Annotated in this window: 16 protein-coding genes, 2 tRNA genes, 5 other RNA genes and 1 pseudogene; 11 read left to right on the forward strand and 13 right to left on the reverse strand. The window is 55.7% G+C overall.

What is annotated here, in order from left to right; all coding sequences use genetic code 11:
• Nucleotides 1-7 precede the first annotated feature (7 nt).
• Both nirB and IP582_RS11450 read left to right on the forward strand, forming a co-directional pair.
• Complete coding sequence (gene nirB / locus IP582_RS11445) at nucleotides 8-4,075, forward strand: nitrite reductase large subunit NirB (RefSeq protein WP_193796028.1); 4,068 nt, start codon at nucleotides 8-10, stop codon at nucleotides 4,073-4,075.
• Nucleotides 4,072-6,648 (forward strand): molybdopterin-dependent oxidoreductase, encoded by a 2,577-nt coding sequence (locus IP582_RS11450; RefSeq protein ID WP_370551807.1) that lies wholly within the window; start codon nucleotides 4,072-4,074, stop codon nucleotides 6,646-6,648. Before nirB ends, IP582_RS11450 begins: the two co-directional genes overlap by 4 nt.
• Here the strand turns inward: IP582_RS11450 and IP582_RS11455 are convergent.
• Nucleotides 6,625-7,175 (reverse strand): annotated as a pseudogene (locus IP582_RS11455) (YbhB/YbcL family Raf kinase inhibitor-like protein). The gene IP582_RS11450 and the pseudogene IP582_RS11455 overlap by 24 nt on opposite strands.
• Before the next feature lie 164 nt (nucleotides 7,176-7,339).
• Between IP582_RS11455 and IP582_RS11460 the strand changes: the two are divergent.
• Nucleotides 7,340-8,761, forward strand: coding sequence for a YchO/YchP family invasin (locus IP582_RS11460; protein WP_193796255.1), 1,422 nt, complete (start codon nucleotides 7,340-7,342; stop codon nucleotides 8,759-8,761).
• Here the strand turns inward: IP582_RS11460 and narL are convergent.
• A complete protein-coding gene (gene narL / locus IP582_RS11465) occupies nucleotides 8,758-9,408 on the reverse strand; it encodes a two-component system response regulator NarL (RefSeq protein WP_039079179.1) in 651 nt (216 codons plus the stop codon). The two genes, IP582_RS11460 and narL, sit on opposite strands and share 4 nt — an antisense overlap.
• Nucleotides 9,401-11,200 (reverse strand): nitrate/nitrite two-component system sensor histidine kinase NarX, encoded by a 1,800-nt coding sequence (gene narX / locus IP582_RS11470; RefSeq protein WP_193796029.1) that lies wholly within the window; start codon nucleotides 11,198-11,200, stop codon nucleotides 9,401-9,403. Before narX ends, narL begins: the two co-directional genes overlap by 8 nt.
• Before the next feature lie 306 nt (nucleotides 11,201-11,506).
• Here narX and IP582_RS11475 point away from each other — a divergent pair, with 306 nt between their 5' ends.
• The 5 genes from IP582_RS11475 to narI all read left to right on the forward strand — a co-directional run bounded on the left by IP582_RS11475 (nucleotide 11,507) and on the right by narI (nucleotide 19,956).
• Nucleotides 11,507-12,901, forward strand: a complete 1,395-nt coding sequence (locus IP582_RS11475; RefSeq protein ID WP_193796030.1) for a NarK family nitrate/nitrite MFS transporter — start codon at nucleotides 11,507-11,509, stop codon at nucleotides 12,899-12,901.
• Between the two features lie 392 nt (nucleotides 12,902-13,293).
• Nucleotides 13,294-17,037, forward strand: coding sequence for a nitrate reductase subunit alpha (locus IP582_RS11480; RefSeq protein ID WP_193796031.1), 3,744 nt, complete (start codon nucleotides 13,294-13,296; stop codon nucleotides 17,035-17,037).
• The gene (gene narH, locus IP582_RS11485; protein WP_193796032.1) at nucleotides 17,034-18,572 is read left to right on the forward strand and encodes a nitrate reductase subunit beta; all 1,539 of its coding nucleotides are present in this window, start codon (nucleotides 17,034-17,036) and stop codon (nucleotides 18,570-18,572) included. Before IP582_RS11480 ends, narH begins: the two co-directional genes overlap by 4 nt.
• The gene (gene narJ, locus IP582_RS11490; RefSeq protein ID WP_193796033.1) at nucleotides 18,569-19,279 is read left to right on the forward strand and encodes a nitrate reductase molybdenum cofactor assembly chaperone; all 711 of its coding nucleotides are present in this window, start codon (nucleotides 18,569-18,571) and stop codon (nucleotides 19,277-19,279) included. Before narH ends, narJ begins: the two co-directional genes overlap by 4 nt.
• Nucleotides 19,279-19,956 (forward strand): respiratory nitrate reductase subunit gamma, encoded by a 678-nt coding sequence (narI, locus tag IP582_RS11495; RefSeq protein WP_039079174.1) that lies wholly within the window; start codon nucleotides 19,279-19,281, stop codon nucleotides 19,954-19,956. Before narJ ends, narI begins: the two co-directional genes overlap by 1 nt.
• Here narI and IP582_RS11500 read toward each other — a convergent pair.
• Nucleotides 19,953-20,852 carry a DMT family transporter gene (locus IP582_RS11500; protein WP_193796034.1) on the reverse strand — a complete coding sequence of 300 codons (900 nt, stop codon included), beginning with the start codon at nucleotides 20,850-20,852 and terminating at the stop codon, nucleotides 19,953-19,955. The two genes, narI and IP582_RS11500, sit on opposite strands and share 4 nt — an antisense overlap.
• A gap of 108 nt (nucleotides 20,853-20,960) precedes the next feature.
• Here IP582_RS11500 and IP582_RS11505 point away from each other — a divergent pair, with 108 nt between their 5' ends.
• Entirely contained in the window at nucleotides 20,961-21,404 is a 444-nt protein-coding gene (locus tag IP582_RS11505; protein ID WP_193796035.1) for an Lrp/AsnC family transcriptional regulator, read from the forward strand.
• Between the two features lie 64 nt (nucleotides 21,405-21,468).
• On the opposite strand, the gene IP582_RS11510 is transcribed toward IP582_RS11505, so the two are convergent.
• The 9 genes from IP582_RS11510 to IP582_RS11550 form a co-directional block, all read right to left on the reverse strand.
• A non-coding RNA gene (locus tag IP582_RS11510) (RtT sRNA) lies at nucleotides 21,469-21,597 on the reverse strand.
• Between the two features lie 45 nt (nucleotides 21,598-21,642).
• A non-coding RNA gene (locus IP582_RS11515) (RtT sRNA) lies at nucleotides 21,643-21,774 on the reverse strand.
• A 45-nt stretch (nucleotides 21,775-21,819) separates the two neighbouring features.
• Nucleotides 21,820-21,951: non-coding RNA, RtT sRNA (locus IP582_RS11520), on the reverse strand.
• A 45-nt stretch (nucleotides 21,952-21,996) separates the two neighbouring features.
• A tRNA-Tyr gene (locus tag IP582_RS11525) sits at nucleotides 21,997-22,081 on the reverse strand.
• A 36-nt stretch (nucleotides 22,082-22,117) separates the two neighbouring features.
• Nucleotides 22,118-22,249, reverse strand: a non-coding RNA gene (locus IP582_RS11530) — RtT sRNA.
• 43 nt (nucleotides 22,250-22,292) lie between these two features.
• A non-coding RNA gene (locus IP582_RS11535) (RtT sRNA) lies at nucleotides 22,293-22,424 on the reverse strand.
• Between the two features lie 43 nt (nucleotides 22,425-22,467).
• Nucleotides 22,468-22,552 (reverse strand) — tRNA-Tyr (locus IP582_RS11540).
• 158 nt (nucleotides 22,553-22,710) lie between these two features.
• Complete coding sequence (gene purU, locus IP582_RS11545) at nucleotides 22,711-23,553, reverse strand: formyltetrahydrofolate deformylase (protein WP_193796036.1); 843 nt, start codon at nucleotides 23,551-23,553, stop codon at nucleotides 22,711-22,713.
• A gap of 36 nt (nucleotides 23,554-23,589) precedes the next feature.
• A complete protein-coding gene (locus IP582_RS11550) occupies nucleotides 23,590-24,060 on the reverse strand; it encodes a YchJ family protein (RefSeq protein WP_072039740.1) in 471 nt (156 codons plus the stop codon).
• A 111-nt stretch (nucleotides 24,061-24,171) separates the two neighbouring features.
• Between IP582_RS11550 and rssA the strand changes: the two genes are divergently transcribed.
• Both rssA and rssB read left to right on the forward strand, forming a co-directional pair.
• Nucleotides 24,172-25,083, forward strand: coding sequence for a patatin-like phospholipase RssA (rssA, locus tag IP582_RS11555; RefSeq protein WP_193796037.1), 912 nt, complete (start codon nucleotides 24,172-24,174; stop codon nucleotides 25,081-25,083).
• 93 nt (nucleotides 25,084-25,176) lie between these two features.
• A complete protein-coding gene (gene rssB / locus IP582_RS11560) occupies nucleotides 25,177-26,190 on the forward strand; it encodes a two-component system response regulator RssB (protein ID WP_193796038.1) in 1,014 nt (337 codons plus the stop codon).
• The last annotated feature ends 33 nt before the right edge of the window (nucleotides 26,191-26,223 follow it).

The following is a 26,223-nucleotide window of genomic DNA, read 5'->3' on the forward strand; positions in this document are numbered from 1 at the left end:
GAGTGAGATGACCCTGCGATTGTTAATCATTGGCAACGGCATGGCGGCCACCCGCCTTGTCGAAAAACTCAGCGAATCGGCTGCCGACCGCTATGCCATCACGATGATTGGCGACGAGCCGGGCCACGCCTATAACCGCATCCAGTTATCACCGGTGCTGGGTGCAGAGAAAGCGTTCAGCGACACCGTCCTGCACGATGCGCAGTGGTACAAAGCGCGCGGCATCAGGGTACTGACGGGGGAGACGGTCACCCGGGTTGATGTGTTGGCGCGTCGGGTCATTACCACCCAACGCGAGTTGACCTGGGATGAACTGGTGTTTGCCACCGGATCGACGCCCTTTATCCCGCCCGTACCAGGCCACGACTTACCGCATGTCCATGGCTTTCGCCGTATCAGCGATGTGCAGGCCATCCTGGCAGGCAGTGGGCCGGTGGTTGTCCTCGGCGGCGGCGTACTGGGGGTTGAAGCGGCTGCGGCGCTGCGTCGTCACGGTGACAACGTCACGTTGGTGAACCGCAGCGAATGGCTTATGGAGCAGCAGCTTGACGCACAGGCCGGAGGGCTGCTGGCAGCGCATCTGCGTGAGCGCGGCATTGACTGCGAACTCTCTGCCAGCATCCGCTGTATTACACCCGATAGCGTCACGCTGACCAACGGCCGCGTTTTGTCGGCAGGCCGCGTGGTAATGACCACCGGCGTGCGCCCCGCGATAACCCTTGCCCAGGCCAGTGGTATCCCCTGCGCCCGTGGCATCGTGGTGGACGGGCAGTTGCGCAGTGCGATCGCCGGGGTGAGCGCCCTCGGTGAATGCTGTGAAATCGCCGGACAAACCTGGGGGCTAATGGCCCCTTGTTTGCAGCAGGCGGAGATTCTCGCTGCGCGTCTGCTCGGCACGCCTGAGGCAGACTTTCACTGGCAGGCGGACGGGCTGCGACTGAAAGTGAGCGGCATCGACCTGTTCAGTGCCGGGGATGTGCAGGCGCGTGATGGCGATGACATCTGGACCAGCCTCGATCCCCTCAGCGGCCATTACCGTCGCCTGTTGGTGCGGGAAAACAGACTGTGCGGCGTACTGCTGCTGGGCGATTGTGCCAGTGCGGCTGTACTCACCGAACGATTAAATACGCCGGAACCGCCGCAGGCGGGCTGGCTTTTTGACAGCTTTACAGCGCAGCCAGCGGCTGCCGGGATCCCAAAGATGACAAAACCTACTCTGGTTGTGGTTGGACACGGTATGGTCGGCCACTATTTTTTAGAACAGTGCGTGAGCCGCAACCTGCATCAGGCCTATCACATCGTGGTATTCGGCGCGGAGCGTTATGCCGCCTACGATCGTGTGCATTTATCCGAGTACTTTGCCGGACGCAGCGCGCAGTCGCTCTCCATGGTCGAGGGGGATTTTTTCGACCAGCACGGCATTGAGCTGCGTCTCAACCAGACCATTACCGATATCGACCGCGCGTTACAGGTGGTGCGGGATGCCCTGGGGCATGAAACGCGCTGGGATAAACTGGTGTTGGCGACCGGTTCATATCCGTTTGTGCCGCCGGTTCCGGGGCACGATGCCCGTGGCTGTTTTGTCTATCGCACCCTGGATGACCTGGATGAGATTGCCGCGCGTGCGAAAAACGCCACGCGTGGCGTCGTGATTGGCGGCGGGCTGCTGGGGCTGGAAGCGGCGAATGCGTTAAAACAACTGGGGCTGGAAACCCACGTGGTGGAGTTCGCCCCGGCGCTGATGGCCGTTCAGTTGGATGAACAGGGCGGCGCTATGCTGCGCAAGAAAATCACCGCGCTGGGGGTGCAGGTTCATACCAGCAAGGCGACCCGGGAAATCGTGACGAATGGCGACACGCTCACCCTCAACTTTGCCGATGGTGAGAGCCTGACGACCGACATGGTGGTGTTCTCCGCCGGGATTCGCCCGCAGGATGCGCTCGCCCGCAGCGGGGCGTTGGACCTGGGGGAACGCGGCGGGATCACCATTAATGAACAGTGCCAGACCTCGGATGAAAACATCTTCGCCATCGGCGAATGTGCGGTGTGGGAGGGCAAAGTCTATGGTCTGGTGGCGCCAGGATATCAGATGGCGCGTGTAGTGGCGGCTCATCTCAGCGGCGAAGCGGCGGCGTTTACCGGTGCGGATATGAGCACAAAGCTGAAATTGCTTGGCGTTGATGTGGCGTCGTTCGGCGATGCCCACGGGCGCACACCCGGCTGCCTGAGTTATCAGTGGACAGACGGCCCGGCGCAAATCTATAAAAAAATCGTGGTCAGTGAAGATGGCAAACAACTGCTCGGCGGCGTACTGGTGGGGGAAGCCAGCGACTATGCGACGCTGCTGCAAACCATGCTCAACGGGCTGGCGCTGCCAGCACAACCGGAAAGCCTGATCCTGCCTGCGCTTGCTGGCAGTGCGCCAAAAGCGCTCGGCGTGGCGGCCTTGCCTGACAGCGCGCAGATTTGTTCCTGTCATAACGTCAGCAAAGGCGATATTTGCCAGGCGGTCAGCGCGGGCGCCAGCGACATGGGAGCCATCAAAAGTTGTACCAAAGCGGCCACCGGTTGCGGCGGTTGCAGCGCGCTGGTCAAACAGGTCATGGAACACCAACTGGCGTCGCAGGGCGTGGAAGTGAAAAAAGACATCTGCGAACACTTCCCGTACTCGCGCCAGGAGATCCACCATCTGGTGCGCGTCAACCATATCCGTACTTTCGCACAGTTAATCAGCCGTTATGGTCACGGGCAGGGCTGCGAGGTGTGTAAGCCGCTGGTCGGGTCGATTCTGGCCTCCTGCTGGAATGAGTATTTGCTCAAACCGGCGCACCTGCCGCTGCAGGATACCAATGACCGTTATTTTGCCAACATCCAGAAAGACGGGACCTATTCCATCGTGCCGCGGATGCCCGCCGGGGAGGTCACGCCGGATGGTCTGATTGCCATCGGGCAGATCGCCAAACGCTATCAGCTTTATAGCAAAGTCACCGGCGGCCAGCGTATCGATCTCTTTGGCGCCCGTCTGGAGCAGCTTCCGGCCATCTGGCAGGAACTGGTCGATGCCGGGTTTGAAACCGGGCACGCCTACGGCAAATCATTGCGCACGGTGAAATCCTGCGTTGGTTCGACCTGGTGCCGCTATGGTGTGCAGGACTCCACCGGGCTGGCGGTTACCCTGGAACATCGATACAAAGGGCTGCGTGCGCCGCATAAGATAAAAATGGCGGTGTCCGGCTGTACCCGCGAGTGTGCGGAAGCGCAGGGGAAAGATGTGGGGGTGATCGCCACGGAGAAAGGCTGGAATCTCTATGTGTGCGGTAACGGCGGCATGAAACCACGTCATGCGGATCTGTTTGCCAGCGATTTGGATGAGGCCACGCTGATCCGCACCGTTGACCGTTTTCTGATGTTCTACATCCGCACGGCTGACCGCCTGCAACGCACCAGCACCTGGCTGGATAACCTGGAGGGCGGCATCGACTATTTGCGCGATGTTATCCTGAACGACAGCCTTGAGATTGCCACTGAGCTGGAAGAAGAGATGGCGCGAGTGGTGGACAGCTATCAGTGCGAGTGGCAGACCACGCTTAACGATCCTGACCGTCTGGCGCTGTTCCGCTCGTTTGTTAACAGCGACGTGCCGGACGAAACCGTTCACCGCGAGGTTGTCCGTCATCAGCCGCAACTGGCGGCGGCACCGGAGCAGTCAGAAGGACAACTGCCGTGGCGGCCATGGCAGGTTATCTGCGACATTGCCGCGATACCTGAACAGGCGGGGATTGGCGCACGGCTGGGTGAGCGGCAAATCGCACTGTTCCGCTTTGGCGAAACCATCTATGCGCTCGATAACCACGAACCGGGCAGCCACGCCCAGGTCCTGTCGCGCGGGATCTTAGGCGACACGAACGGTGAACCGCTGGTGATTTCGCCGCTCTACAAGCAGCGTATTCGTCTGCGTGACGGCTGCTATGCGGAAAGCGGTGAACCGGCGGTCCGCGCCTGGCCGGTTAAAATTGAAGGTGGCAAAGTGTGGGTCGGCAACCAGGTCCTGTTGATGCGCGCGGAGGCATCATGAGTACCCGCACCACCTGCCCGTATTGCGGTGTGGGCTGCGGCGTGGTTGCGACCGTCACTGACGATGGGGTGAGCGTGGCGGGTGACCGCGCGCACCCGGCAAACGCCGGTCGGCTGTGCGTGAAAGGGGCGGCGCTGGGGGAAACCACCGGGTTAGCGGGGCGGCTTCTGGATCCGCAGGTGGATGAGCAGACGGTAAGCTGGCAGGCGGCGCTGGATGCCGCCGGGGAACGCCTGAACGCCATCATCAGTGAATTTGGTCCGCAGGCGGTGGCGTTTTATGCCTCCGGGCAGTTGCTCACCGAAGATTACTATGCCGCCAACAAGCTGATGAAAGGCTTTATCGGCGCGGCAAATATCGACACCAATTCACGGTTGTGCATGTCATCTGCCGTCACAGGCTACAAGCGGGCCTTTGGTGCAGACGTTGTGCCGTGCAGCTATGAAGACATCGAAAAGAGCGATCTGCTGGTGCTGGTGGGGTCGAATGCCGCCTGGACCCATCCGGTGCTCTACCAGCGCATTGTGCAGGCAAAGCATGATAACCCGGCGCTAAAAGTGGTGGTCATCGACCCGCGCGTCACTGCCACCTGTGATATTGCCGATCTCCATCTGCCGCTAGCGCCGGGGAGCGACGCCGGGCTGTTTGTCGGCCTGCTGAATATGATTGCGAAGGAAAATCAAACGCTTGTCGATTTTGATGACAGCGAGGCCGCACTGGCTGCCGCGCGCACGTGGACACCAGAGGTGGTCGCGTCATTCTGTAATTTGTCGCGTGACGTTGTCACAACTTTTTATGACTGGTTTATTACCGCGCCACGGGCGATGACGCTGTTCACCATGGGAATTAACCAGTCATCGAGCGGCAGCGATAAGTGTAATGCCATCATGAATGTGCATCTGGCCAGCGGCAAATTTGCCCGTCCGGGATGCGGCCCGTTTTCGCTGACCGGACAACCGAATGCTATGGGCGGGCGCGAAGTGGGCGGTCTGTCGACACAACTGGCGGCACACATGAATTTTGAAGCGGCGGACCTTGCCCGGCTGGCACGTTTCTGGGGGACGGAGCGGCTGGCGCAAACGCCGGGACTGATGGCGGTCGATCTGTTTGAGGCCATCGGGCGTGGCGAGGTGAAAGCGGTGTGGATAATGGGCACCAATCCGGCGGTTTCGCTGCCGGACAGCCATGCGGTGTGCCGCGCACTGGCGGCCTGTCCGCTGGTGATTGTCTCTGAGGTGGTGGCGCAGACTGACACCAGTCGCTACGCGCATATCCGTTTTCCGGCGCTGGCCTGGGGGGAGAAAAATGGCACACTGACCAATTCCGAGCGACGCATCTCACGCCAGCGGCCCTTTTTACCCCCGCCGGGCGAGGCAAAAGCTGACTGGTGGATAATCTCACAGGTCGCGCAGCGCCTCGGCTTTGGCTCCGCGTTTGCCTGGCAGCACCCTCATGAGGTGTTTTCTGAACATGCGGCGCTCTCGGGTTTTGAAAACAACGGTACGCGAGCGTTTGATATCAGTGAACTGGCCGGGTTAACGCGCGAACAGTGGGACAGACTGGAACCCTACCAGTGGAGCGTGACCCCGGCGGCATTACAACGCGGCTGGCGGCCTTCCGGGCGTTTACGCATCGTACCTGTATCGCCCGCACGCGCAGTGGCGCAACCGACGGCGTGCTATCCACTTTTACTTAACACCGGGCGGATCCGCGATCAGTGGCATACGATGACCCGCACTGGCACCGTTGCGCGGTTGATGCAGCACATTGCCGAACCCGTGGTGGATATTTCCCCGGCGGATGCTGCCCGTTTTGCACTCAGTGAGGGAGACCTCGCACATATAAGCTCTCCCCGCGGCGTTATGGTGGCACGAGCGCGTATTCAGCACGGCCAGCGGGAAGGTGAACTGTTTACGCCGATGCACTGGAACCACGCCTTTGCGCGTCAGGGGAAGGTTAACGCACTGGTGGCTCCGGTGTGCGACCCGCATTCCGGGCAGCCGGAGAGCAAACAAACGGCGGTGCGCATCGCCGCCTGGCAGCCAGACTGGCAGGGCGAATTCTATGCGCGTAAAATGCCACCGCTCCCCGCTGATCTCTACTGGGTGCGCAAAGCGACGGATAGCGTTTTGCATTTCACCCTGGCGGGCAATGGCGATGCGTCGGCATGGCTGACGGCATGGTGTCAGACGCAAGGTTGGCAGATACAGACTCTTCGTGCCGGTACGGTGAAAAATTTGCTGGCCTGGCATCACGGGCAATTGATGCTGGGGTGGTGGAGTGATACGCGGCTTCCGGTCATTGCGCATGATGTCATTGTGCAGGCATTTATCACCGCGCCAGCAACGGCGCAGGCGCGGCATAGCCTGTTAGCCGGGCAGTCACCGTCAAGCTTACCTGTGCCGGGGCGCACGGTCTGTAGCTGTTACAGTGTGGGGGAAAACGCGATTCGCGCTGCGATTGCCACAGGGTGCGACAGCACCGCAGCGCTGGGGAATGTCCTGCGCTGCGGCACAAACTGTGGCTCCTGTCTGCCGGAATTAAAAGCGCTACTGTCCGAAGCGGCCAATTAAACCTGCCGCCCCCAGGGTGTGGCCTTTGAGTTTGGCGAACAGCTCGTCCCGGGTTAATCCTTTGGGGAGATCCGGGGCGAGGCTGGTGGCAATCAGGGTAAAGGTGTAGTGATGTGCGCCGCTACCCGGTGGGGGCAAGGACCATACCACTGCACTGTGCCGGGGGTATTTTTACCGCCGGTATAGCCTTTGCCGTCACGTAGATCATTTTCGGCAAAACCGGTGCCGGAAGGGGGAATGTTGTAGGCCACCAGATGGGTAACGCCAAGGCCCATCGCCCCTTCAGGGTCATGTACGACCAGGGCGAAACTTTGCGTTTTGGCCGGCGGATTGTTCCACACCAGTGCCGGGGAAATATTCTCTCCCGTGCAGTTAGGATTGCTGGTGGCGTTGCCCGCGAATCTTTTCTCCATCAGCGCGTTATCGCCAAAAGCAGGGGATTGCAGTTGGAAAATGTCGGTGGCGCTGGCCGACACGGCATACAACAAAATGGAACTGCACATGGCCCATCGTAGTGTCTGAGTCATTCGGTTTTTCTCAGTTATCAGCATTCAGTTAACTGTAGTCTGGCGAAACGGGAAGGATTAAGGATTTTCCTGAAATTTGCGCAAAAGCTGAAATTGTCGGGCAAAGCCGCTAACCTGAACGACTGGCGATCATTTCCAGCCCGGAGCGACCCCCTACAAACGTGATGCACTGGTTTTCCTCTTCCCCAATACTGCTTTTATTCTTGCCGCTGGCGGGAAGCGCGGTCAGTGGCGTACAGACCGCCCCGCAATCCTGGTATGTTCAGCAAGCTCAACATCCGTTTGATAATGATGGTGATTCTCTGCCCGATCTCGGAATGACGCCCGACAAAGGCAGCAGTGAAAAACATCTGGCCGAAATGGCGAAAGCCTTTGGCGAAGCCAGCATGACAGACAACGGGCTGGATGCCGGGGCACAGGCGCGCCAGTTCGCCTTTGGTCAGTTGCGCGATGTGGTGAGCGATGAGGTAAACCAGCAGGTAGAGTCCTGGCTGTCGCCCTGGGGCAAAGCGACCGTCGATGTCAAAGTTGATGACAAAGGGGGCTTTAACGGCAGCCACGGCGACTGGTTTGTACCTTTGCAGGATACGTCCCGCTATCTCAGTTGGAGCCAGCTTGGTCTGACCCAACAGGATGAGGGGCTGGTCGGTAACGTGGGGATCGGGCAGCGCTGGATTTCCGGTGACTGGCTGCTGGGGTATAACACCTTCTATGACAACCTGCTCGATGAAAACCTGGCCCGTACCGGACTGGGGGCTGAGGTGTGGGGACAGTCGCTGCGTTTTTCCGCCAATTACTATCAACCGCTTACCGACTGGACGTATCGTTCGGCAACGCTCCAGCAGCGTATGGCGCGCGGCTATGACATTACCGCTCAGGCGCGTTTACCTTTCTGGCAGCAACTCGATACCAGTGTCAGTCTGGAACAATACTTTGGTGATAGCGTGGATTTATTCGACTCCGGGACGGGGTATCGTAATCCGCTGGCGGTAAAAGTGGGGCTGGATTACACCCCCGTACCGCTGGTAACGCTCTCGGCGCACCATAAACAGGGAGAGAACGGCGAAAGTCAGAACGATTTAGGCCTGAAACTGAATTATCGGTTTGGTGTTCCTCTCTGGAAACAGCTTTCCGCCAGCCAATTGGGAGAGGAGGCCTCTTTGCGCGGCAGCCGTTACGATAATCCGGTGCGTGATACGGTGCCGGTATACGAATATCGCCAGCGCAAGACACTCTCAGTATTTCTCGCCACACCGCCCTGGGATTTACAGCCTGGCGAAACGGTGGCACTCAAACTGGATATCCGTAGCACGCACGGGATACGCGAGTTACGCTGGCAGGGTGATACTCAACAGCTTAGTCTGACGCCGCCTGCTCATCCCAGCAGTACGGAAGGCTGGTCGATCATTATGCCGAAGTGGGATAACAGTGAAGGGGCGACCAACGAGTGGCATCTGTCGGTGATTGCCGAAGATGAAAAAGGTCAGCGCGTCTCTTCCAATGAGATTGTGCTGACGCTGACGCCACCGCTGGTTGACACCTCTGACGCGACGCCGCGCTGGGAGCTGATGGCGCCTGACAATTAGAAAATGCGTTCCTGATGAACCCAGACCGCTGCTTCCACGCGGGATTTCAGGCGCATTTTTTTCAGCATATGTTTCACGTGCACTTTTACCGTACTCTCGGTGATGTCGAGGCGACGGGCAATCATCTTATTCGGCAGACCCTGCGCGATAAGCTTAAGAATGTCGCGTTCGCGCGGCGTTAACTGACTGATATCGCGATCCGAGGTTGCACGGTTGGCGCGCAGGCTGGCAGCCAGCACGGGGGTTAGCGCATCGCTCAGAACCATCTCACCTGCTGCGGCCTGCTGGAGGGCTTTGAGTAAATCTTCTGGCTCCATATCTTTAAGCAGATAGCCATCGGCGCCGCGTTTAAGGGCAGTGACAACATCCTCTTCGTGATTCGATACGCTAAAGACCACCACGCGACCCGACAGCGTTTTTTCACGCAGTTTATCGAGCGTTTCAAGGCCGTTCATCCCCGGCATATTCAGATCTAACAGAATCAGGTCCGGGTCCAGATCCTCTGCCAGTTCGATGCCTTGTTCGCCATTGCTGGCCTCGCCGACGACGGTGATTTCAGGCGACATGCTGATAAGTTGCTTGACGCCGGTACGCAACATCGGGTGATCATCGATGAGCAAAATGGTAGCCGGTTCCTGGTTAGTCATAGTTATCTCCTTGCACAGATGAGAGAAGATTTTCGGGAATAAACGTCACGGTTACATCGGTGCCGCCGGACTCACGCCGTCGAACCTGGCAATCGCCACGTAAACTTTGCGCACGGTCGCGCATGATAATCAAGCCATAATGGTCTGTTCGCGCTGCGTTTTCCGGCACGCCACAGCCGTTGTCGCGAACTTGCAATATTACCCGTTTTTCCTGCTGGACGACCGAGACGATAACCTCAGTCGCGCCGGAATGTTTCAGCGAATTGCTTAAGGCTTCGCGGGCAATCTGCAATAAATGGATTGCCTGATGTGAGGGCACGAGACGCGCGGGGAGCTGGTAATCCAGCCTGACCTGAAAACCGAAGCGCGCGCTGTATTCCTGACAACTGGACTCCAGGGCCGGGCGCAGCCCAGGCTCTGTTAATTGTAAGCGGAATGTCGTCAACAGCTCACGCAACTGCGCCCATGAGGTATTGAGCTCGTTTCGTATTTGCCCCAGCAACTGCTGGCTACTCTCAGGCAGGTCGCCGCCCTGCATCTGCAAGCAACTGACCTGCATCTTCATACAGGAGAGAGACTGGGCGATGGAGTCATGCAGTTCCCGGGCGATGGTGGCACGCTCTTCCATCACCATCATCTGCTGCAGATGTTCCTGATGACGGTCCAGCGCCAGCGTCGCGGTTAACTGCTCGACAAGCGTATCCACCAGTTGTTGCTGATCGTGGCTAAGATGCCTGCCGTGGGGGAGCTGCGCGAGTAGCAAGCCATATTGTGTATGGTTGTCCGCCAGGCGCCATTTCAGGGTGGAACTGCCGCCAGCGGGAGCAGGCAGGATGCCGCGCGGACATAAATGGCACCCCCGATCATCACAGGTAATATCCGAATGGCAGGTGAATTCCTGGTGGTTTTTCTCATCGTCCATGTCGTAAACGCGCAGCTCAATATCATGCAGCAGCGTCAGGTTTTGCAGCCCATGAAGCACCGGTGACAAACGTTCGCACAACGGAATACGCGAATGCAGACGATGGTTGGCCTGCCACAGGAAAGAGAGAATCTGGTTTTTTTGTTCAAGTCCGGCGGTTTTTTCCTGAACGCGCTGTTCAAGGACGGCGTAACTTTCCGCCAGCTCTTCCGACATATTATTCAGGGCGGTACCGAGGGTCGCCATCTCATTGCGTCCGCTGATTTGTGCCCGCCGGGTAAAGTTACGCTGGCTGACCGCCTGTGCCATTTTCAGTAACTGTTCCCACGGCTGGAGCAGGCGGGCGCGAAGCCAGACAACGGTAAAGAGCAGCAGTAAGCCCAGCAAGATAGCCATCACCCGATGCAGGATCACGACGCGCGCCATACGCTGTTCGGTGCTGTGATCGAAGGCGGTAACCAGCGTGTCGATTCGATTTACGTAGGTGGCTATTTTATCAGTGACAGCCTGAGGCTCCTGGGCCTGCTTAAGGGCTGGCGCGACCTCGTTGCGCCAGAAATGTTGCAGCGCCTCTAACTGCTCTTGCTGCCCGTCACGTTCGGCGACATCGGCCAGTTCAGAACTGAACGCCGTTTGCTCCATCTCTTTGAGTAATATGTCGTCTGCCGGGCGCAGTGGCACGCTTGCCAGCAACCGATAACTTTGCATACGCAGCGAGCCCGCTTTGTTGATGGCGTGGGCACTGCCCTGAACACCAAGCACCAGCCAGCCGGAAACCGCCATGCCCGCCACACCGATAACCGTCGACAGCAGCATTGTCAGTGCGACCTGGTTAACCAGGGAGAGCGGTGTAAAGAGGCGTTTAAGCATAGAGGGCAAGGCTCCGGCGCACGGAAATAAAGAGTGGCCGATATTGTCCGCCATACCCTGAGGTATACCCATACCTATAAAGAAGTACTCCTTTATCGTTGCCGGTATCCATAAAAGGAGTGGGTCTTTTTCATCGGGCGACAGGGTTGTGAAAAACCACACTTTTTTAAGAAAAACGATCTACTCACTAATGAGCATGGTTATTTTTTGCTCGTTGTTACGCACACTTTTCCTTTGATTTATATCAACTTACCTTGCGCTGTAAAAACTAATGTGGCCTCGTCAAATCAATAACCAGAGGTGTCTATGAGTCACTCTTCTACCCCCCAAAGGGCGTCAGGCCGAGTTATTAGCGACTGGCGTCCGGACGATCCGCTTTTCTGGCAACGACAGGGACACGGCATCGCCAGTCGTAACCTGTGGATTTCGGTTCCGTGTCTGTTGCTGGCGTTCTGTGTGTGGATGTTGTTTAGCGCCGTTGCCGTAAACCTGAATAAAGTTGGCTTTCAATTTTCGACTGACCAACTCTTTATGCTGACTGCTTTACCGTCCGTGTCGGGCGCACTGCTGCGCGTACCGTACTCTTTTATGGTCCCGGTATTCGGTGGCCGCCGCTGGACCGCGTTCAGTACCGGCATTCTGATCATTCCTTGCGTCTGGCTGGGCCTGGCGGTTGAAGATACCTCCACCCCATTTAGCACGTTCATCATCATTGCGCTGTTGTGTGGTTTTGCCGGAGCGAACTTTGCCTCCAGTATGGCGAACATCAGCTTTTTCTTTCCAAAAGAGAAGCAGGGGAGCGCGCTGGGGATTAACGGCGGTTTCGGTAACCTGGGTGTGAGCGTGATGCAGCTTCTGGCACCGCTGGCTATTTCGTTTTCGATGTTTGCTGTGTTTGGCGCAACGGGTGTGGCGCAGCCTGATGGCAGTATGATCTTCCTGGCGAATGCCGCATGGGTATGGGTGCCGTTGCTGGCCGTCTTTACCCTCGCCGCCTGGTTTGGCATGAACGAACTGACCGCCTCGAAAGCGTCACTGAAAGCACAGTTGCCGGTGTTAAAGCGTAAGCATATGTGGATCATGAGCTTTCTCTATCTGGCAACCTTTGGTTCGTTTATCGGCTTTTCTGCCGGTTTCGCCATGCTGTCGAAGACCCAGTTTCCGGACGTAGTCATCATGCATTACGCCTTTTTTGGCCCACTCATCGGCGCGCTCGCCCGTTCTGCGGGTGGGGCGCTCTCGGACCGGCTGGGGGGGACACGTGTCACCCTGGTGAACTTCATCCTGATGGCTATTTTTAGCGCTTTACTGTTCCTGACGCTGCCAACCAATGGCGTGGGCGGGAATTTTACCGCCTTCTTTGGCGTCTTCCTGATGCTGTTCCTGACGGCCGGGCTGGGCAGTGGCTCTACCTTCCAGATGATTTCAGTCAATTTCCGCAAGATGACGCTGGAACGGGTGAAAAACGCTGGCGGCAGTGAAGCCACGGCGCTGCGTGAGGCGGCAACCGAAACCGCTGCTGCACTGGGCTTTATTTCTGCTATTGGGGCGATTGGCGGCTTTTTTATCCCGAAAGCCTTCGGCACCTCGCTGGCACTCACCGGTTCCCCGGCGGGCGCAATGAAAGTCTTCCTGATGTTTTATATCGCCTGTGTGGTGATCACCTGGGCTATCTACGGACGGAATTCTAATAAAAAGTAAGTAAATGTTGATTATCCTTGCGCGGGCCTGGCTCGCGCTTTTTTTTGATCTGAATTAGTTACAACATACTTTAAGAAGGCGTTTTCCACGACAGCGAAAAACCCTCGTCTTCAGGGGGCTATACCCCTTAATACCTGCTTAGCGTATTTTTTCTCGCTTGCTGTCATTTTGGTTATTTATTTTCATTATATATCAATAATTTAAATTTAAAGCCATTCTACCCTTTTGGGGGTAGATAGCGATTTCCCTGGCTTTATGAAGCCCTTACAGCTTGATCGCCATCAATTCTTCTCGCCTTTCAGAGCGTTACTTTCCCCGCAAATGCTGTAACCCCTAATTTGTGCAATGTCGATTTATCAGAGAGCCGTCAGGCTCCATACAGGAGAAACCCGATGAGTAAATTCCTGGACCGATTTCGCTACTTCAAGCAGAAGGGCGAAACGTTTGCCGATGGGCACGGCCAGCTTCTCGAAACAAACCGGGACTGGGAGGATGGATACCGCCAACGCTGGCAACACGATAAAGTCGTGCGTTCTACTCACGGTGTAAACTGCACCGGGTCTTGCAGCTGGAAGATTTACGTCAAAAACGGTCTCGTTACCTGGGAAACCCAGCAGACCGACTACCCACGTACCCGCCCTGATATGCCAAACCATGAGCCACGCGGCTGCCCTCGCGGCGCCAGCTACTCCTGGTATCTTTACAGTGCGAACCGCCTGAAATACCCGCTGATGCGCAAACGCCTGATGAAAATGTGGCGTGAAGCGAAAATGGCACACCCTGATCCGGTGAACGCCTGGGCCTCGATCATTGAAGACGCTGATAAAGCGAAAAGCTTTAAACAGGCACGCGGACGCGGTGGCTTTGTGCGCTCCTCCTGGCAGGAAGTGAATGAGCTGATTGCGGCCTCCAACGTCTACACCGTGAAAACTTACGGTCCTGACCGCGTGGCAGGCTTCTCGCCAATCCCGGCGATGTCGATGGTCTCCTATGCTTCGGGAGCACGCTATTTGTCGCTGTTAGGCGGTACCTGCCTGAGCTTCTACGACTGGTATTGCGACCTGCCGCCAGCCTCGCCGCAGACCTGGGGTGAGCAGACCGACGTTCCGGAGTCCGCCGACTGGTATAACTCCAGTTATATCATTGCCTGGGGTTCCAACGTACCGCAGACCCGTACCCCGGATGCCCACTTCTTTACCGAGGTCCGCTACAAAGGCACCAAAACCGTTGCCGTAACCCCGGACTATGCCGAAATCGCCAAGCTGTGCGACCTGTGGCTGGCACCGAAGCAGGGCACCGATGCGGCAATGGCGCTGGCGATGGGCCACGTCATGTTGCGTGAATTCCACCTCGATAACCCGAGCCAGTATTTTACCGATTATGTGCGTCGCTATACCGACATGCCGATGCTGGTGATGCTGGAAGAACGTGATGGTTACTACGCCGCAGGCCGTATGCTGCGCGCCGCCGACCTGGTGGACGCGCTGGGCCAGGAGAACAACCCGGAGTGGAAAACGGTCGCCTGCAACAGCAACGGCGAGCTGGTGGCGCCTAACGGCTCTATTGGTTTCCGCTGGGGCGAGAAGGGGAAATGGAACCTGGAGCAACGTAACGGCGCCACCGGCGAAGAGACCGAGCTGCGCCTGAGCATGCTGGGCAGCCAGGACGAGATCGCGGACGTTGGCTTCCCGTACTTTGGCGGCGACAGCACCGCGCACTTTAGTAAGGTTGAGCTGGAAAACGTTCTGCTGCATAAACTGCCGGTTAAACGCCTGCAACTGGCCGATGGCCGCAGCGTGCTGGTGACCACCGTTTACGACCTGACCCTGGCAAACTATGGCCTGGAGCGCGGTCTTAATGATGAAAACTGCGCCACAAGTTACGACGATATCAAAGCCAATACGCCGGCCTGGGCTGAAAAAATCACCGGTGTTTCCCGCGCCAATATCATCCGCACCGCCCGTGAATTTGCGGATAACGCCAACAAAACGCATGGTCGCTCGATGATCATCATCGGGGCCGGGATGAACCACTGGTATCACCTCGATATGAACTACCGTGGGATCATCAATATGCTGATCTTCTGCGGCTGTATCGGTCAAAGCGGCGGCGGCTGGGCACACTATGTTGGTCAGGAAAAATTGCGCCCGCAAACGGGCTGGCAACCGCTGGCGTTTGCCCTGGACTGGAACCGTCCGGCGCGCCATATGAACAGCACCTCCTACTTCTATAACCACTCCAGCCAGTGGCGCTATGAAACCGTCACCGCGCAGGAGCTCTTGTCGCCGCTGGCGGATAAATCACGCTACACAGGCAGCCTTATCGATTTCAACGTTCGTGCCGAGCGTATGGGGTGGTTGCCATCGGCACCACAACTGGGCACGAACCCGCTGCGTATTGCCGAAGCGGCGAAAAAAGCAGGTATGTCGGCGTTGGATTACACCGTGAAATCCCTGAAAGAGGGCACCATGCATTTTGCGGCGGAGCAGCCAGAAAACGGCAAAAACCACCCGCGTAACCTCTTTATCTGGCGTTCAAATCTGCTGGGCTCCTCCGGTAAAGGCCACGAGTACATGCTGAAGTATCTGTTGGGTACGGAAAACGGTATTCAGGGCAAAGATCTCGGCAAGCAGGGCGGCGTGAAGCCGGAAGAGGTGGAGTGGAAAGATAACGGGCTTGACGGCAAGCTGGATCTGGTAGTGACGCTGGACTTCCGTCTGTCGAGCACCTGCCTGTACTCCGACATCGTACTACCGACGGCAACCTGGTATGAGAAAGACGATATGAATACGTCGGATATGCATCCGTTTATTCATCCGCTGTCTGCTGCCGTTGATCCGGCCTGGGAGTCTAAAAGCGATTGGGAGATTTATAAAGCGATTGCCAAAAAATTCTCCGAAGTCTGCGTGGGCCACCTCGGTAAAGAGACCGATCTGGTGACCCTGCCGATTCAGCATGACTCTGCCGCTGAACTGGCGCAGCCGCTGGATGTGAAAGACTGGAAAAAAGGCGAATGCGACCTGATCCCAGGTAAAACCGCACCGCATCTGATTGTGGTTGAGCGTGATTATCCGGCGACTTACGAACGCTTTACCTCCATCGGCCCGTTGATGGAGAAAATCGGTAATGGCGGTAAAGGCATTGCCTGGAACACTCAGAGCGAAATGGATCTGCTGCGTAAGCTCAATTACACCAAAGCGGACGGCCCGGCGAAAGGCCAGCCGATGCTTAATACAGCAATTGATGCCGCAGAGATGATCCTGACGCTGGCGCCGGAAACCAACGGCCACGTGGCGGTCAAAGCGTGGGCAGCGCTCAGCGAATTTACCGGTCGCGACCACACGCATCTGGCAACCAACAAAGAAGAGGAAAAAATCCGCTTCCGCGATATCCAGGCGCAGCCGCGCAAAATTATCTCCAGCCCGACCTGGTCCGGCCTTGAAGATGAGCATGTCTCTTATAACGCAGGCTATACCAACGTTCATGAGCTCATTCCATGGCGTACCCTCTCCGGTCGTCAGCAGTTGTATCAGGACCATCAGTGGATGCGTGACTTCGGTGAAAGCCTTCTGGTCTATCGTCCGCCCATTGACACCCGTTCAGTGAAAGAGGTGATGGGCGAGAAGTCCAACGGTAACCCGGAAAAAGCACTCAACTTCCTGACGCCGCACCAGAAATGGGGGATTCACTCCACCTACAGCGACAACCTGTTGATGCTGACCTTAGGCCGCGGTGGTCCGATTGTCTGGATGAGTGAGACGGATGCTAAAGAGTTGGGTATCGAAGATAACGACTGGATTGAAGTCTTTAACAGCAACGGTGCCCTGACTGCCCGTGCGGTTGTCAGCCAGCGCGTGCCAGCCGGGATGACCATGATGTACCACGCCCAGGAACGTATCGTGAACATTCCGGGGTCCGAAATCACCGGTCAGCGCGGGGGTATCCATAACTCGGTAACCCGAATTACGCCAAAACCGACCCATATGATCGGCGGCTATGCCCAATTGTCCTGGGGCTTTAACTACTACGGAACGGTTGGCTCCAACCGCGATGAGTTTGTGGTGGTACGTAAGATGAAGAATATTAACTGGCTGGATGGCGAAGGCAATGACCAGGTACAGGAGAGCGTAAAATGAAAATTCGTTCACAAGTTGGCATGGTGCTGAACCTCGATAAGTGCATCGGCTGTCATACCTGTTCCGTCACCTGTAAAAACGTCTGGACCAGCCGTGAAGGGATGGAGTACGCGTGGTTTAACAACGTGGAAAGTAAGCCCGGCGTCGGTTTCCCTAATAACTGGGAAGACCAGGAAAAATGGAAGGGCGGCTGGATCCGTAAAGTGAATGGTAAATTGCAGCCGCGGATGGGTAACCGTCCGATGTTGCTGGGGAAAATCTTCGCCAACCCGCATCTGCCGGGCATCGACGATTACTACGAGCCGTTTGATTATGACTACCAGACACTGCACACCGCGCCGGCTGACAGCAAACACCAGCCAATCGCCCGTCCGCGTTCGCTGATCACCGGCCAGCGGATGGATAAAATCACCCGTGGGCCAAACTGGGAAGATGACCTGGGCGGCGAGTTTGAGAAGCTGTCGAAAGACAAAAACTTCGAGAACATGCAGAAGGCGATGTACGGCCAGTTTGAAAACACCTTCATGATGTATTTGCCGCGTCTGTGCGAGCACTGTCTTAACCCGGCGTGCGTGGCGACCTGCCCGAGCGGCGCGATCTACAAACGTGAAGAAGACGGTATTGTGCTGATCGATCAGGATAAATGCCGCGGCTGGCGTATGTGCATCACCGGTTGCCCGTATAAGAAAATCTACTTCAACTGGAAGAGCGGTAAATCCGAGAAGTGCATCTTCTGTTATCCGCGTATCGAAGCCGGTCAGCCAACGGTCTGTTCCGAAACCTGCGTGGGCCGTATCCGCTACCTCGGCGTGCTGCTGTATGACGCGGATGCCATTGAGCAGGCGGCAAGTACAGAAAACGAGAAAGATCTCTATCAGCGCCAACTGGACGTGTTCCTCGACCCGAACGACCCGAAGGTTATCGAGCAGGCAATTAAAGACGGCATTCCGCTGAGCGTGATCGACGCCGCCCAGCAGTCGCCGGTGTACAAAATGGCGATGGACTGGAAACTGGCGCTCCCTCTGCACCCGGAATATCGCACGTTGCCAATGGTCTGGTACGTGCCGCCTTTGTCACCGATTCAGTCTGCAGCGGATGCAGGTGAGCTCGGCAGCAACGGTATTCTGCCGGATGTGGACAGTTTGCGTATCCCGGTACAGTACCTGGCAAACCTGCTGACCGCAGGGGATACCGGGCCGGTACTGCTGGCGCTGAAACGTATGCTGGCAATGCGTCACTACAAACGTGCGGAAACCGTGGACGGCAAAATCGATACCCGTGCGCTGGAAGAAGTGGGTCTGACCGAAGCACAGGCGCAGGAGATGTACCGTTACCTGGCCATCGCCAATTACGAAGATCGTTTTGTGGTCCCGAGCAGCCATCGCGAGCTGGCGCGCGAAGCGTTTCCTGAGAAGAGCGGTTGTGGCTTTACCTTTGGTGATGGCTGCCACGGTTCGGACAGTAAATTCAATCTGTTCAACAGCCGTCGCATCGATGCCATTGATGTTTCAGTGAAAACGGAGCCGCACCCATGATTGAGCTGGTCGTTATTTCCCGTCTGCTGGAATACCCGGATGCTGCTCTGTGGCAGCATCAGCAGGATTTGATCGAGGCGCTGCAATCGTCAACGCACTTCACTGCGTCTCAGTCACAAGGTGTTATCGATTTTCTGCAGCAGCTGACCTCGCAGGATCTGCTGGACGCCCAGGCAAACTACAGCGAACTGTTTGATAGGGGGCGCGCCACCTCATTGCTCCTGTTCGAGCATGTTCACGGCGAGTCCCGCGACCGTGGACAGGCGATGGTCGATCTGCTGGCGCAATACGCCAGGCAAGGTCTGGAGCTGGACAGCCGCGAGCTGCCGGACCACCTGCCGCTCTATCTGGAGTATCTGGCACAACTGCCGCCGGCGGAAGCGCTGGGCGGATTGCAGGACATTGCGCCGATCCTGGCGCTGCTGAACGCTCGTCTGCAACAGCGCGACAGTCACTACGCGATGCTGTTTACGCCGCTGATCGAACTGGCGAATACCACTATCGATCAACAAAAAGTGGCTGAAAAAATCGCTGATGAAGCGCGTGATGATACCCCGCAGGCGCTGGATGCCGTCTGGGAAGAAGAGCAGGTGAAATTCTTTGCCGAACAGGGGTGTGGCGAATCTGACATTACTGCGCATCAACGTCGCTTCGCTGGCGCTGTCGCACCGCAGTACCTGAATATCACAACCGGAGGACAGCAATAATGCACTTCCTGAATATGTTCTTCTTTGATATGTACCCGTACATTGCCGGGACGGTGTTTCTGGTGGGGAGCTGGCTGCGTTATGATTACGGCCAGTACAGCTGGCGTGCCGGTTCCAGCCAGATGCTGGACCGTAAAGGAATGGTGATTTGGTCAAACTTGTTCCATCTGGGGATCCTCGGCATCTTCGCCGGGCACTTCCTGGGGATGCTGACGCCGCACTGGATGTACGAATCTTTCCTGCCCATCGAAGTGAAACAAAAAATGGCGATGATTGGCGGTGGGGCCAGCGGTGTGATGTGCCTGGTGGGCGGTATCATGCTGCTGAAACGCCGACTGTTCAATCCGCGGATCCGCGCGACATCCACGGCGGCCGATATTCTGATCATGACATTGCTGATGGTGCAGTGTGCGTTGGGGCTGTTAACGATTCCTTTCTCCGCACAGCATATGGATGGCAGCGAAATGATGAAGCTGGTGGGCTGGGCGCAGGCCGTGGTGACGTTCCACGGCGGGGCTTCCGCGCATCTTGACGGGGTGGCGTTTATCTATCGTATGCATCTGGTGCTGGGGATGACGCTATTTGTGCTGTTCCCGTTCTCGCGGCTGGTGCATATCTGGAGCGCGCCCGTTGAATATCTGACGCGCAAATATCAGATTGTCCGCGCCCGCCGCTAACTGGACCGTGTTTTGATTCCAACCCCGCATTCGCGGGGTTTTTTTTCACCCCAACCCAGGTTATTACCAGCGGCAGCAAACAGAATCAATACGCCGCCCATCAGTTGTGTGGCGTTGAGCGAATGACCAAAGACCAGTTTATCGACCACAATCGCAATCACGGGATAAATAAAGGAGAGCGATCCTGTGATGGGGGTTGGCAGCTTCTGGATCGCGCTGTAGAGCAACTGGTACATCACGCCGGTGTGTACGATCCCAAGAGTAAGTAAGATCAGCCACGGATAGTCGGCGGAAAACGCAGGCCTGCCGGTCAGTGGCAACAGGAGAAGGACCCCGGTTAACACCTGGATAAAGGCAATATGCTGCGGCGCTATCCCGCTGAGTTTGCGGGTGATGATTGCAGTTAGCGCATAAAAAAAAGCGGCGCTCAGGGCCAACACAATACCAGAAAACCACTGCGCGGAGTGGCCGGACGTGAGCTCGCCGGAGAGCAGTATCACCACCCCTGCGAAGGCGAGAAAAAGCCATCCCCATTTGACCAGGCTGACCCGCTCGCCCAGCGCCATCCCCATTAAGACCAGCATGAACGGCTGCGTATTGTAGACCACTGTCGACAGGCCAATTGAGATACGGCTATAGGCGGCGAACAGCAATAACCAGTTGACGACCAGGGCAATACCGCCCGCAATGGCTAATGCCAGCGTGACTTTAGTCAGCGGGCTAAAGGGCTGTTTACTGGCGCGGATAAAGATAAACAATGTGAGTGCGCCGATCAGGCATCGCCAGAAAACCACTTCCGTGACCGGTAATCCCGACAGCAAAACGAATGCGCCAATGGAACCGGAAATCAACATCGCCAGGCTCATCTGCCAGACGCCTTTTTGCCTGTTATTCATAAACCACCTCCTGAATGATGGCCCTTATTGTCGAAAATGGCAGGCCACTTTTACAGAGATGCTGTAAGGTAAAATTTGCGTATGACGTTTATTAATTAGGTAAAACCAATGGAAATCCTTATCGATGAGATCGACCGACAAATTCTGGCGTGTCTGGTGGAAGATGCGCGGATGTCGCTAAAAGTATTAAGTGGTCGCGTCGGGCTGTCGTCACCCAGCACGGCAGAAAGGCTCAAACGCCTGGAAGAAAAGGGGGTAATTGAGGGGTACGCGGCGCGGGTGAATCTGACGGCGTTAGGGTATACCTTGCAGGCGCTGGTACGTGTTAGGCCATTGCCGGGATTATTACAGAAGGTGGATAAATACATTCAGACGATGCCCGAATGTATCGAAAGCGATAAGGTCACCGGGGAGGATTGTTTTGTTATCCGGCTGGTGGTGCGCTCCATCGAACAACTGGATACATTGCTGGATGGTTTAGCGGAATACGCACAGTGCAGCACCTCGATTGTGAAAAGCTCGCCGGTCAAACGCCGTTTGCCACCCGTGTAACGATTTTGAAACCCCGATGCGCTGCGTTTATTCGACGTACGATCGGGTAGCCCTGATAAGCGCAGCGCATCAGGGGAAATGTTAGTTGGTGCTGCTCTCGCCCTTCGGGTCATTGCCTGCGGCAACGCTTTCTCGCTTTCGCTCGACTCGAACCTTAGTCGAAGCTTCTCATCCTTCCCGGCATGGGGAGGATATGTGGCATTAAGGATTTGATTTGACGGTGCGCTACATGAAGTGATGGTGGTGGGGGAAGGATTACTCGTCGCGCTGCTCCTCACCCTTCGGGCCGTTGCCTGCGGCAACGTTGTCTCGCTTTCGCTCGACTCGAACCTTAATCGAAGGTTCTCACCCTTCCCGGCATGGGGAGGATATATGGCATTAAGGATTTGATTTGGTACTGGGCTACATGAAGTGATGGTGGTGGGGGAAGGATTACTCGTCGCTTCGCTCCTCGCCCTTCGGGCCGTTGCCTGCGGCAACGTTGTCTCGCTTTCGCTCGACTCGAACCTTGGTCGAAGCTTCTCATCCTTCCCTGCATGGGGAGGATATGTGGCATTAAGGGTGTGGTTTGACGGTGTGCTACATGAAGTGATGGTGGTGGGGGAAGGATTCGAACCTTCGAAGTCGATGACGGCAGATTTACAGTCTGCTCCCTTTGGCCGCTCGGGAACCCCACCAGGGGTAATTCATATTGTCTGGAACTGCTTTGAAGATGGTGATGGGGGAAGGATTATTCGTCGCTTCGCTCCTCACCCTTCGGGCCGTTGCCTGCGGCAACGTTGTCTCGCTTTCGCTCGACTCGAACCTTAATCGAAGGTTCTCACCCTTCCCGATAAGAGCAAACTTCGCAAACTCTCATCGGTGTTACCACATTGCTGTGGTCAATAATGGTGGTGGGGGAAGGATTATTCGTCGCTTCGCTCCTCACCCTTCGGGCCGTTGCCTTCGGCAACGTTGTCTCGCTTTCGCTCGACTCGAACCTTAATCGAAGGTTCTCACCCTTCCCGATAAGTGTAAACTTCGCAAACTCTCACCGGTGTTACCACATTGCTGTGGTCAATAATGGTGGTGGGGGAAGGATTCGAACCTTCGAAGTCGATGACGGCAGATTTACAGTCTGCTCCCTTTGGCCGCTCGGGAACCCCACCACGGGGTAATGCTTATACTGACCTTCCTCCGTTTCAGGAAGCGGGGCGCATCATACCAAATGACGCGCCGCTGTAAAGCTTTCCTTCAACGAAACTGAACCGTTTGCGTACTTTTCATCCGTAACGGATTAAAGCTAATCAATTCATTCCGTTAGCGATTAAAGAATAATCGTTCTGTTACCGTAAACGAAGACACGTTGCGCCAGCACCTGATACAGCGCACGGCTCAGGACATTCTTTTCAACATCGCGGCCCGCACGCATCATATCTTCGGCAGTGTAAGTGTGATCGACGTGAATGACGTCCTGCATAATGATTGGACCTTCGTCCAGATTATCGTTTACGTAATGTGCCGTCGCGCCGATGATCTTTACCCCGCGCTCATAAGCCTGGTGGTAAGGACGCGCGCCGATAAATGCTGGCAGGAACGAATGGTGAATATTGATAATTTTATTCGGAAAACGAGAGACAAAGCCCGGCGTCAGTACACGCATGTACTTCGCCAATATCACATAATCCGGTTGATGTGCTTCAATGGCTTGCGCCATCTGCTCATCGTGCTCTTCGCGGGTTAACCCTTCATGGCTGACCAGTTCAAACGGAATATCAAAGCGCTCAACCAGCGAACGCAGCGTTTCATGGTTGCCGATGACTGCTGCAATATCAATATCCAGCCCACCGTAGTTGGCTTTCATTAATAAGTCGCCAAGACAATGTGCTTCTTTGGTCACCAGAATAACCACACGACGCTGTCCCGCGGGGTTCAGTTCGCGGACAGAACCTTCCGGCAGCGCGCTGTCCAGGTCGGCCAGCAGGGTAGAGTCGTTAAAAATACCTTCCAGCTCGGTACGCATGAAAAAGCGACCGGTGCGGTGGTCAACAAACTCATTGTTTTGCACGATATTGAGTTCGTGTTTGTAACAAATGTTTGTAATCCGCGCGATGAGACCTTTTTGGTCAGGGCAAATGGTGCGTAATACTTTACGTTGTAATGAATGCATTGCCGGGTAAATCCTGTTGATGGTGTTTGCTATGAGTTATCGCTGGGCGTATTGCCCGCAGCACTTTTTGAATTTCTTACCGGACCCGCATGGACACGGATCGTTACGGCCAAATTGCGGTCGTGTGCCGTCAATATAATACCACCGGCCGTTCTCCTTTAAGAATCTGGAACGTTCAATAATTGCTCCCGCTTTGCCATCCTCATTGAAACGGGCAATAAAACTGACGTAACCTTCTGTGTCGTTTTTCCCGCTGGCATGTTCGAACACCGTCAAACCCAGCCACTGGGTACGGTTGAAACCGGCTTCAATGTCCGGACGAAACGTGGCGGCATGGCAAGTCGGGTGCCAGGTGCTGACCAAATAGTCGGCGTCTTTCATCACAAATGCGCTATAACGGGAGCGCATAAGATGTGATGGATCTGGCGCAACCTGTGAGCCAGACAGATAAGGCTGGCAACATAGGCTATACTCGACTGCGCTACCGCAGGGACAGAGTTGAGACAAAATCGGCTTCCTGTACAAAAATAACGGCACTATAAGCCAGAGTAGCGTTATGTTAACTGAGCTGTAGCTTCGTGGCTACGCCAGTCGTTCCGGGGGACAAAAATCCAGGTAATGAGAACGGTTAAAATTGGGTTGGCGCTGGGATCAGGGGCCGCCAGAGGCTGGTCACACATTGGTGTGATAAACGCATTGCAACACGCAGGGATCAAGATTGATGTCGTGGCGGGGTGCTCTATTGGTTCCCTTGTGGGCGCCGCTTACGCCTGCAATAAACTCCCCAGGCTGGAAGCGTGGGTACGCTCTTTCAGTTACTGGGACGTCCTCAAACTTATGGATCCATCGTGGCGACGTGGTGGATTATTACGCGGCGAACGCGTTTTCAACCATTATCGGCAAGTCCTGCCCGAAACGCTGTTCACTGATTGTCAGTTGAAATTCGGTGCTGTAGCAACCAACCTCAGCACCGGGCGAGAGCTGTGGTTTACCGAAGGCGATCTTCATCTGGCGGTGCGCGCATCGTGCAGTATGCCAGGTCTTATGTCACCGGTTGCCCATAATGGCTATTGGCTGGTTGATGGCGCGGTGGTGAATCCCGTTCCTGTCTCCCTGACGCGCGCGCTGGGGGCGGATATCGTTATTGCCGTCGACTTGCAGCATGACGCGCATTTGATGCAGCAGAATTTAGTGTCGACGACGTTGATGGAAGAGGCGCAAGAAGGCGATGAGAGTGACGACTTGCGCTGGCATGAACGTCTTCGGGACAGGCTAAGTAAAATGAAGGCCCGGCGCACTGTTGTTGCACCTACGGCAATGGAAATCATGACCACCTCCATTCAGGTGCTTGAGAATCGACTTAAGCGCAACCGAATGGCTGGCGATCCCCCCGATATTTTAATACAGCCACTTTGCCCGCAAATTTCGACACTTGATTTTCATCGGGCAGAGGCGGCAATCGCTGCGGGGCAACTTGCTGTTGAAAAGAAAATCGATGAACTACTACCGTTGGTAAGGACAATAGACTAAGTATGTTTTTTTTATTCGGGTTCAGCAAATTCTGACAGGCGATTATTGATAGATCATGCCACTATTTATTTATCGTCGGGCAGGGGAGATAAGATGACGCAGCCGTTAGCAGGAAAACAGATACTGATCGTTGAAGACGAACCCGTCTTCCGCTCGCTGCTGGATTCCTGGCTCTCATCTCTGGGAGCGGAAACACTGGTCGCGGATGACGGTGTCTCAGCGCTCGAACAACTGGACAGGGCTTCCCCTGACCTCATGATTTGCGACATTGCCATGCCGAGAATGAATGGCCTTAAGCTTGTCGAGCATTTGCGCAATAAAGGCGACCAAATGCCGGTGCTCGTCATTTCTGCAACCGATAACATGGCGGATATTGCGAAGGCGCTGCGTTTAGGGGTGCAAGACGTTTTACTTAAGCCGGTTAAAGATCTTAATCGTCTAAAAGAGACCGTGTTCGCCTGTCTCTATCCCAATATGTTTAATTCGCGTGTCGAAGAAGAAGAACGTTTGTTCCAGGATTGGGATGCTCTGGTTGAAAATCCCCAGGCTGCCGCCAAACTTTTACAGGAATTACAACCTCCGGTTCAGCAGAAGATGTCGGGTTGCCGGGTTAATTACCGCCAGCTCGTATCTGCCGATCAACCGGGCCTGGTGCTTGATATTGCGCCAATATCGTCACACGATCTGGCTTTTTATTGCCTTGATGTGACACGCGCGGGCAATAATGGTGTTCTGGCAGCATTATTACTGCGTGCATTGTTCAACGGCTTACTTCAGGAACAGTTGTCACACCAGCATCAAAAACTCCCCGAAATGGGCAGCTTGCTTAAGCAGGTAAACCAGTTACTGCGCCAGGCAAATTTGCCCGGTCAGTTTCCTCTGCTGGTTGGGTATTATCACTGCGAATTAAAGAACCTTATTTTAGTGTCGGCAGGCCTTAATGCGACATTAAATACTGGCGAACACCAAATTCAAATCAGTAACGGCGTACCGTTGGGTACTTTAGGAAATACGTATCTGAACCAATTGAGTCAACGGTGCGATGCCTGGCAATGTCAGGTATGGGGGGCCGGTGGCCGTCTGCGTTTAATGTTGTCTGCGGAATGAGCAATCGCAACGTATTACGCAGATAGCTTTACC

It is taken from the genome of Citrobacter sp. BDA59-3, assembly GCF_015167655.1.
GTDB lineage: Bacteria > Pseudomonadota > Gammaproteobacteria > Enterobacterales > Enterobacteriaceae > Phytobacter > Phytobacter diazotrophicus.

Coding starts and splice junctions, on each gene's coding strand:
- rssA (WP_193796037.1), top strand. CDS start 24,172: ATGAGAACGGTTAAAATTGGGTTGGCGCTGGGATCAGGGGCCGCCAGA.
- IP582_RS11475 (WP_193796030.1), top strand. CDS start 11,507: ATGAGTCACTCTTCTACCCCCCAAAGGGCGTCAGGCCGAGTTATTAGC.
- IP582_RS11480 (WP_193796031.1), top strand. CDS start 13,294: ATGAGTAAATTCCTGGACCGATTTCGCTACTTCAAGCAGAAGGGCGAA.
- IP582_RS11460 (WP_193796255.1), top strand. CDS start 7,340: ATGCACTGGTTTTCCTCTTCCCCAATACTGCTTTTATTCTTGCCGCTG.
- narI (WP_039079174.1), top strand. CDS start 19,279: ATGCACTTCCTGAATATGTTCTTCTTTGATATGTACCCGTACATTGCC.
- nirB (WP_193796028.1), top strand. CDS start 8: ATGACCCTGCGATTGTTAATCATTGGCAACGGCATGGCGGCCACCCGC.
- purU (WP_193796036.1), bottom strand. CDS start 23,553: ATGCATTCATTACAACGTAAAGTATTACGCACCATTTGCCCTGACCAA.
- IP582_RS11505 (WP_193796035.1), top strand. CDS start 20,961: ATGGAAATCCTTATCGATGAGATCGACCGACAAATTCTGGCGTGTCTG.
- IP582_RS11500 (WP_193796034.1), bottom strand. CDS start 20,852: ATGAATAACAGGCAAAAAGGCGTCTGGCAGATGAGCCTGGCGATGTTG.
- narJ (WP_193796033.1), top strand. CDS start 18,569: ATGATTGAGCTGGTCGTTATTTCCCGTCTGCTGGAATACCCGGATGCT.
- IP582_RS11450 (WP_370551807.1), top strand. CDS start 4,072: ATGAGTACCCGCACCACCTGCCCGTATTGCGGTGTGGGCTGCGGCGTG.
- narL (WP_039079179.1), bottom strand. CDS start 9,408: ATGACTAACCAGGAACCGGCTACCATTTTGCTCATCGATGATCACCCG.
- narX (WP_193796029.1), bottom strand. CDS start 11,200: ATGCTTAAACGCCTCTTTACACCGCTCTCCCTGGTTAACCAGGTCGCA.
- narH (WP_193796032.1), top strand. CDS start 17,034: ATGAAAATTCGTTCACAAGTTGGCATGGTGCTGAACCTCGATAAGTGC.
- rssB (WP_193796038.1), top strand. CDS start 25,177: ATGACGCAGCCGTTAGCAGGAAAACAGATACTGATCGTTGAAGACGAA.